Annotated in this window: 8 protein-coding genes; 5 read left to right on the top strand and 3 right to left on the bottom strand. The window is 68.3% G+C overall.

Annotated features, from left to right (window positions below):
- Nucleotides 1–185 precede the first annotated feature (185 nt).
- The 4 genes from ACWDEX_RS36855 (at nt 186) to ACWDEX_RS36870 (ending at nt 5106) form a co-directional block, all read left to right on the top strand.
- Entirely contained in the window at nt 186–836 is a 651-nt protein-coding gene (locus ACWDEX_RS36855; RefSeq protein WP_450469007.1) for an L-threonylcarbamoyladenylate synthase, read from the top strand.
- Nucleotides 826–2958, top strand: coding sequence for a phosphoketolase family protein (locus tag ACWDEX_RS36860; protein WP_450469009.1), 2133 nt, complete (start codon nt 826–828; stop codon nt 2956–2958). The genes ACWDEX_RS36855 and ACWDEX_RS36860 overlap by 11 nt, the downstream gene beginning before the upstream one ends.
- Nucleotides 2955–3872, top strand: coding sequence for a phytanoyl-CoA dioxygenase family protein (locus ACWDEX_RS36865; protein WP_450469011.1), 918 nt, complete (start codon nt 2955–2957; stop codon nt 3870–3872). Before ACWDEX_RS36860 ends, ACWDEX_RS36865 begins: the two co-directional genes overlap by 4 nt.
- A gap of 847 nt (nt 3873–4719) precedes the next feature.
- Complete coding sequence (locus ACWDEX_RS36870) at nt 4720–5106, top strand: hypothetical protein (protein ID WP_450469013.1); 387 nt, start codon at nt 4720–4722, stop codon at nt 5104–5106.
- 45 nt (nt 5107–5151) lie between these two features.
- Here ACWDEX_RS36870 and ACWDEX_RS36875 read toward each other — a convergent pair whose 3' ends face one another.
- The 3 genes from ACWDEX_RS36875 to ACWDEX_RS36885 form a co-directional block, all read right to left on the bottom strand.
- On the bottom strand, nt 5152–6375 hold the full coding sequence (locus ACWDEX_RS36875; RefSeq protein WP_450469014.1) for a NucA/NucB deoxyribonuclease domain-containing protein: 1224 nt from the start codon (nt 6373–6375) through the stop codon (nt 5152–5154).
- Nucleotides 6376–6847: 472 nt separating this feature from the next.
- Nucleotides 6848–7024, bottom strand: coding sequence for a peptidoglycan-binding domain-containing protein (locus ACWDEX_RS36880; protein ID WP_450469016.1), 177 nt, complete (start codon nt 7022–7024; stop codon nt 6848–6850).
- Nucleotides 6982–7146, bottom strand: a complete 165-nt coding sequence (locus ACWDEX_RS36885) for a hypothetical protein (protein ID WP_450469018.1) — start codon at nt 7144–7146, stop codon at nt 6982–6984. Before ACWDEX_RS36885 ends, ACWDEX_RS36880 begins: the two co-directional genes overlap by 43 nt.
- Nucleotides 7147–7255: 109 nt before the next feature.
- On the opposite strand from ACWDEX_RS36885, the gene ACWDEX_RS36890 reads away from it, so the two are divergent.
- On the top strand, nt 7256–7362 hold a 107-nt coding region (locus ACWDEX_RS36890; protein ID WP_450465984.1), incomplete at its 3' end, for a transposase.

Below are 7362 nucleotides of genomic sequence, written 5' to 3' on the forward strand. Positions count from 1 at the left end.
TGGCCGCGGGGACCGGGAAGACTTCGTCACACCCCACCAACGCGGCCAGGACTCCAATAGACACTCTCACAGGCCCCGAACCAGCCGATTCAGTCGCCCGCGAAGTACGGACCTAGCCGCCCTAGCCGCCCTGGCCACCGAGAACCGCTCCGGCTCCTGACGCCGAGAGCCGAGCGGGAGCCCTGATGGACATCCTGACCACCACCCAGCTCGATGCGGCAGCCGAACTCCTCACCGGCGGCGCCGTGGTGGCCGTGCCCACACCACGCTGGTACATGCTGGCCGCCCGCGCCGCCGATCCGGCAGCGACCACGACCATCCTGCGCATCAAACAGCGCCCCGAGCACAAGCCGCTGCTGCTCCTCCTCGATGCCCTGCCCACCGCCCAGGCGCACTTCCTGCTCAGCACAGACGCGCACGCCCTCGCCCAGCACCTGTGGCCGGGCGAGCTGGCACTACGCCTGCCGTGGCAGATCGGCGCGGCCCGGCTGCCCGCCGTCGGCGACCCCGCACTCGTCGGCTGCCCCGACGGCATCCTCGGACAACTGCTCCGCTTGACCGGCGAGCCGCTGTCCGCGGCCGCGTGCAGCATCTCCACCCCGGCCGCGACGGCCGACGACCACCCCGCGCTCACCGCCGACCACGTCGCCGCATTCAACGCGCAGACCGGGGCGCGGATCGCCGCCGTCATCGACGCAGGGATCTGCCCGCAGGGCCAGCACATGACGATCGTCGACTGCCCCCACGACCAGCCCGCCCGCCTGCACCGCGAAGGAACCGTCCATCCCCGGGCCATTGCCGCGGCCCTGACCGAGGGAGCATCCGATGTGGGCTGACCTGGCCCGTGCCGCCACGCAAATCGTGCCCGACACCTCGGTGGCCGCCGTCGCCGATGCCCTGGACTATCTGTGCCTCGCCCAGCTCTATCTACAAGACAACCCGCTCCTCGAGCGCCCCCTCACCCGTGCCGACATCAAGCCGCGCCCGGCTGGGCACTGGGGCGTGTGCCCGCCCGTCAACCGCGTCCTCGCCGTCCTGGGCCCTTTGCAGAAGGCGGTGCCCGACACCCACGACGTCCTGGTTCTGCACGGGGCCGGCCACGCCGGGCCGTCCGCACTGGCCCACGCCTATCTCACCGGCCGCCTCGGTGCGGCCCACCCTGATCTCGCCCATAGCGCCGAAGGCCTGCAGAGGCTCATGACCGGCTTCCCCACCGACCTCGGCGGGGAAATCACCCCGTTGATCCCCGGCCAGCCGCATACCGGCGGGCAACTCGGCCCCGCTCTCGCCATCGCCCAGGGCAGTGTCCTGGACGCCCCCCACCGCCTGGCCGTGGCCCTGATCGGCGACGGCGAATGCGAGACCGGCACCACCGCCGCCGCCTGGCTCGCTGCCCGCGCCCTGGCAGGCACCGGCCGTCACGGCACCGTCCTGCCCGTCGTGCTCCTCAACGGCCAGAAGATGGGCGGCCCGAGCCTGCTGTCCACGCTCACCCGCCTCCAACTTGACGCGTACTTCACGGGCCTGGGCCACCGGCCCTTCTACAGCGACGGCCACAGCATCGCCCACCTGCGCCGCACCCTCGGCGACGCCCTCGATGCCGCCAGCCCGCTCGGCACTCCCGGCCCCGGAAGCGTTCTCGTCCTGACTCTCGACAAGGGGCACGGCGCTCCCGGCAGCGTCGCGGGCCGCCCGATCGCCGGGACCCCGGCCGTCCACAAGACGCCGCTGTCGCGACCGGCGCAATGCCAGGAAGAATTCGCCGCTCTGCAGCTGTGGCTCACCTCTTACCGCCCCGGGCGTCTGCTGAGCCCCGACGGCCGCCCGCATCCCACGCTGCTGCCCGCCCTGCCCACCGCCCCCCGCCCGCAGACGCTGCTCGAACCGCCGTGCGGCTGCATCGCAGCCAGCACCCACGTCGCCGAAGCAGCGACGGACCACGCCTTCCCGCAGGCCATCCCAGCGGTGCTCCGCTCCCGCGCCGACCAGGGCCCGTTCCGCGTATTCAGCCCCGACGAACTCGCCTCCAACCGGATCGACCTGACCGACGAACACGGCCGACCCCTGCCCTGGGTGGTCGAGATCCTCAGCGAGGAGATCTGCCACGCCTGGGCCCAGGGCTACACCGAGACCGGCCGCCACGCCCTCATCGTCGGCTACGAGGCCTTCGCCCCCATCACGACGAGCCTCATCCAGCAGCACCTCAAGCACCGGGCCCTGCGCCGCCATGCCCAACTCGGCCCGCTGCCCAGCACCGTGCACCTGCTCACCAGCCTCGGCTGGCACAACACCTACACCCACCAAAACCCCGCCCTCACCTCCGCCCTGCTGGCCACCGGCGACCCCACCGTCCACGTCCTCACCCCCGCCGACCCCGCCCGCACAGCCGCAGCCCTCACCTTCGCCCTGCGCAAGCTCGACCGCTGCACCCTCGTCATCGCAGGAAAACACCCCACACCCCAGCACCCCCTGGACACCCTCGATCAGGAACTACGCCACGGCATCGCCCGCTGGCCGCACCTGAGCCACCCCCACCCCGGCGAGCCCGACCTCGTCCTGGCCTCCGTCGGCGACCTACCCGCCGAACGGCTCACCACCCTCGCCCGCCGCCTGCGCACCGAACACCCGCACCTGCGGCTGCGCTACCTCCACGTACACGACCTCACCGCCCTGGCCGAAGCCGGCACCCGCCCCCTCGCCCTGACCGAGAAGGCCTTCACCGAACACTTCGGCGCCCGCGCGCCCGTCATCCTCGCCACCACCGGCTACCCGGGCGACGTCCACACCCTGCTGGGCAACCGCCACCCCGGCACGCGTCTCACCGTGCTCGGCTACCGCGACCCTGGCCGCCCCCTCACCCAGGCACAACTCCTGGCCCACTGCCGCCTCGACGACGACAGCCTGTGGCAACTCGCCGCCCACACCGCCCTGCTTCCGACGGAGGCCACCGCATCATGACCACCACCCACCTCCAACCGCCCCGCCAGCCCGACCCGGCCATCCTCAACGCCTTCGACCGCGACGGCTACGCCGTCATCCGCCAGGCCATCGACCCCGCGCTGCACACCACACTGCTGACCGCCGCCGAGCGTCTCCTCGCCAGCGACATCACCCGTGGCCGCGACCGCGGAGGCGACGGCAAAGACGGCTTCCGCGGCTGCCTCAACCTCACGCGCGTCTTCCTGCCCCTGCTGGCCAACCCCCGCACCCTCCCGACCGTCGTCGGCCTGCTGAGCCCCAACCTGCACCTGCTCTCCGCCCACCTGATCGCCCTGCCCTCCAGCCCCCCGCGCACCATCCGCACCCCCGAACGGCCCGGATGGCACCGCGACATGTACGGCGTGACCGCCGACCTCGGCTTCGCCCACACGCCGCGCATGGCCATCAAGGTCGCCCACTACCTCACCCCCATCACGGACAACTGCGGGCTCACCATGTTCCTGCCGGGCAGCCATCTCCTCACCGACGAACCCGGCATCCCCAACGGCGCCGCCGACCCCGTAGGCGCCCAGACCTCTGACCTCAGCAATGGCGACGCCGTACTGTTCGAGAACCGCACCTGGCACGCCAGCGGCATCAACCTCTCAGGCCGTCCCCGCATCGCCTTGATGCTCCAGTACGGCTACCGGTGGCTCCATCCCGTCGACGACCCAGCCACCGACCTGCTGACCGATCCGGCCCTCAGCCCGATCGAGCGGCAGCTCGTCGGCATGGCCGACCGCAACACAGACGGTTCACTTGCCAAAAGGGGCGGGCGCCGCGCCCCTGTACAGCTGGTGGGAATCCATAGAGTGATCCGCCGCGTTCCAGGCTCCGGCCCAGGCCGACGCGCCGGTACACGGCGCTGTCGGTCAGGACTCCGGCGTTGTTGACCAACGAGGTCTCGCCCGAGGACGCTCCGGCCTCTGCGGCGATCTGGGTGGGATCGGTGATTCCGAGGCGGACCGGAATCACGCCGAGCTCCACGACCGACCGCGGGTTTTGGGCCCCGCCGTAGACGCGTTGGGCGCCGCGTTGCAGGAGTTGAGGACAAAGGCATCCCGCAGCTTCGCTCCGCAGGCCCGCCCACCACCCCCAGTTCGGGTTTCTCTCCGCGTTGCGGATTGCTCTCTACGGTGTTGTGTCTTGAACGGGGTTCGTTGGCCCCGGGGGAACGGACCGAGTGGCCCCACCCCTTCGAACGGTCAGACGACCGTTCACCTGGGTTCCGGACGGCCTCTTCTCGCTGGCTGCGCTTGTGCGCGGACCACCGACGGCCCGCCGGTCGAACATCCGGCGGAGCCAAAACAACCCGGCGCGGTGGGGCCTGAAGAACCCGGCGAAGACAGGCCCTTGGGGTGGCTCGGCGGCGTCCGTACTGTCGTATCGGGCGTCGTTTCCGGGGCCGTTTCGGTGTACGTGCTTGGATACGACACCGGTAGGCGCAACGAGCCGCAGGACACGGGGCCAGCGTGCCAGCGATGGGCGAGGCCGACTGTGTACTGGTGCAGCAGCGCATCCTGTCCACTCAAGCCGCCGCCCGGCCGTCGCATCGCCCGGTGCCCGCTGCGTGCAACGTCCCGAGGGCCCCAGGGCCGCCGTCCTGGGCCTTGACCGCTGCCACATTCTTCGACGTGATGCTCCTTGGCATACTGGTGCGGCAGCTGGCTACGGGAGGGCGAAGTGGGGCTACAGGGCTCGTTTTCAGCGGTTGTGCGAGTGGAACGTCACCTGTTCGCCTTGGTTGACACCGACCCGGAAAGAGAAGAGACGTTCGGGCGGATTCCGGACAGTTCTGCGTTCTTGGCTCATGAAGGCTCCGTGGTGGTTGCGTCCGACCTGGAAGACCAGAGGGCCAAGGTGAGGGTGGAGCTGTGGGACTCGCCGCCTGATGCTCCAGCCGGGGAAGGGTTCAGGTGTTTGGGGGAGCCGAGCACCGTCTCATTCGAGTCCGGGAGTATCCAGCTTGTCAGTCTGATGCAAGAGCCTCAGTCGGACGAGTATGAAATCGCCCACGCTGGGCCCTATCAGGTGCGCGTGTGGGTGGGGCCGCAGCGGGAGGACCCTGATGAGGAACTGGAGGCGTACCGGTACTTCGAGTCCTTCGTGATCCAACTGTGGACTTGAGACGAGGTGGGGGCGGTGATGTGCCAACCGCCCCCACCGGGGTGACTACTTCACGTTGACGTAGAAGGCGTCACCGTCCAGGATTCGGTCGTCGTTGTACCAGGTTGAGAGCTGGGAGCCCGCCGTCTGGTTGTCCTTGCTGGTCAACGCGCGAGCGGAGAAGTTTCCCTTGGCGTTGTAGGCCCCTTCCTTAGTGGTGCTGAAGGGGTACTCGTCGCAGTCCTTGCCCTGACTGGAGTAGTTCGGCCACTGCGCCCGGCAAGCCGCGCGTGCAGTGTCGCGGTTCTTTTCCCGCAGCTTGGTGTCGTAGTAGATCCGATGCAGGGGGGTGGACGAAGGAGCCCCGGGTATCTTTTTGCCCGCCTTCTTCGGGACGGTGATCTGAGGGCGGTTCTGGGCGTCCCAGATGTGCTGCGCGGTCTCCTTCACCGCAGCATTTCCGCGGTCGTAGTTCATGGTCTCGCGGACGTCCGTGAAGATGCTGCCCTTCTTGTACTTCAGGTACGGGGCGCTGTCGAACCGGACAGTGATCTTGGGCTCGGGGAGCTGAACATTGTTGCTTCCGTCCGAGATGAAGTAGGTGGCCGGCACGAAGTCGAACTTGTGGACCTTGTCCTTACCGGCACCAGAGGCAGAGTCTTCGTCGAAGACCAGGATCTCCATCTTGTCCTTCTTCCAGCTCTTGATGCTGGGGTCTGTCTTCGCCGCCCCAGCCTCGCCCCGGAAGCCGCCAGAGACCTGTGTGACACCGTCGTGCTTTTTCCCCTTGTGCAGGATGGGGCCGCTCTTGCTCGACTGGTTCCAGCGGTTGATCAGGAACGTCGTCGACTCCTTGACGGTGCCCGTGGCCTGGATGTTGTCGAAATACTGGTCAAAGACGATAGTCCGCTCGCCCTGGAAGGCGTAACCGATGATGGTCTCGACGTAGGTGAGCGTTCCGACCGGCCTACCGGTGCGGATATCTGTGCCGACGACCTGCACGGTCCCTCGCCGGCACAGAGCGAAACGGTTCTTGACCCAGTTGGGCTTGCCGGCACTGTTGCCGTGCTTAACGCACTCGCTGTAGGTGACGTCGTGGTAGTTGAAGTTCGTGCCCGGCGGCCTTCCCCCACCGGCTCGGGCAGCCGGCGCCTCACCCGATATGCCGGCCGGGAGAGAGCCCGCCCCTCCCACCGGCGTGTAGGTTGCCGTGTAGGTGATGTCGTCAGGATTCGGGGCGCTGGCACTGAACGCCGTCGCAGGCGACAAGAGCACAGTAAGGGTGCTCACAACGACAGGTAAAGCCCATCTCGCAGATCTCACAGATACCCCCTGAAGATGTGGTCTCGATCAACATAGGAACCACTCGTGATCTTGAGGGGACTGCATGCACAAGAGTGATCAATCCCACACATGGGGTAACTCCGGTGCCATGGAGGGGACTTGAGCGCGTAGCGGACGTGTCGGGTGTGGAAGTAGTCGCGGACGCTGTGGTGTTGGTGCGGTCTGCGGAGGAGGAAGCGGCGAGTCTCGTGGGCGAGGTCGTCGGTGGAGCGGGTGCATGAGACGTGTACGTCCCGGCGTAGGCCATCCCGCGCAGCGGCGGCGGCCGGACCCCCGTTCTGGTCGCCGCCCCTGGTAGGTGTTACACGCTGGTGCCGTACCGTGTTTTGGTCGCGGACGCCGCTGCAGTGGCATCGTGTTCGGGGCTCTTCAAGGCTGCCCAGGTGGCGTGGTCGACGACGCCGGTAATGGGTAGCGGTCACCAGGCCTGGAAGCGCCTGACCTGCATTTCAGTGGTGCTGCCGAAGACGCCGTCGATGGCGCCAGGGTTGAGGCCCCAGTACTTCAGAAGGCACTGCAGTTCTCGGACGGACCCGCCGACTGAGCCCCGGCTCACGACGGGCTCAGTCGAGGTGTCGTCGGGGCAGCCGTGCACGTCGGGGTGGTGATGCTGGGCACCGATGCGGATGACGTCGCCTGGGCGGCCGGTGCGATGGCTACCCCGCTGCTGATTGCTGCGGCGGCTGCCGCCAGCAGGAACTGCTTGCGGATGCGCATGCGTGTAAGAGTGCGGTACGTGACCTTCCGCCCAACTTGTCATCACTCGATGGTGTGACGTTGAGGCATTGCTGCCGGTCAGGCGTTCGGAGGTCGCTTGGGTTGTGGCATGAGCATGCGTAAGCCGTACCCGAGCGATCTCACCGACGAGCAGTGGGAGCTCGTTGAACCCGTGATCACGGCGTGGAAGGCCCGGCATCCGTCGGTCAGCGGGCA

The sequence above is a fragment of the Streptomyces sp. NPDC001020 genome, from assembly GCF_053599115.1.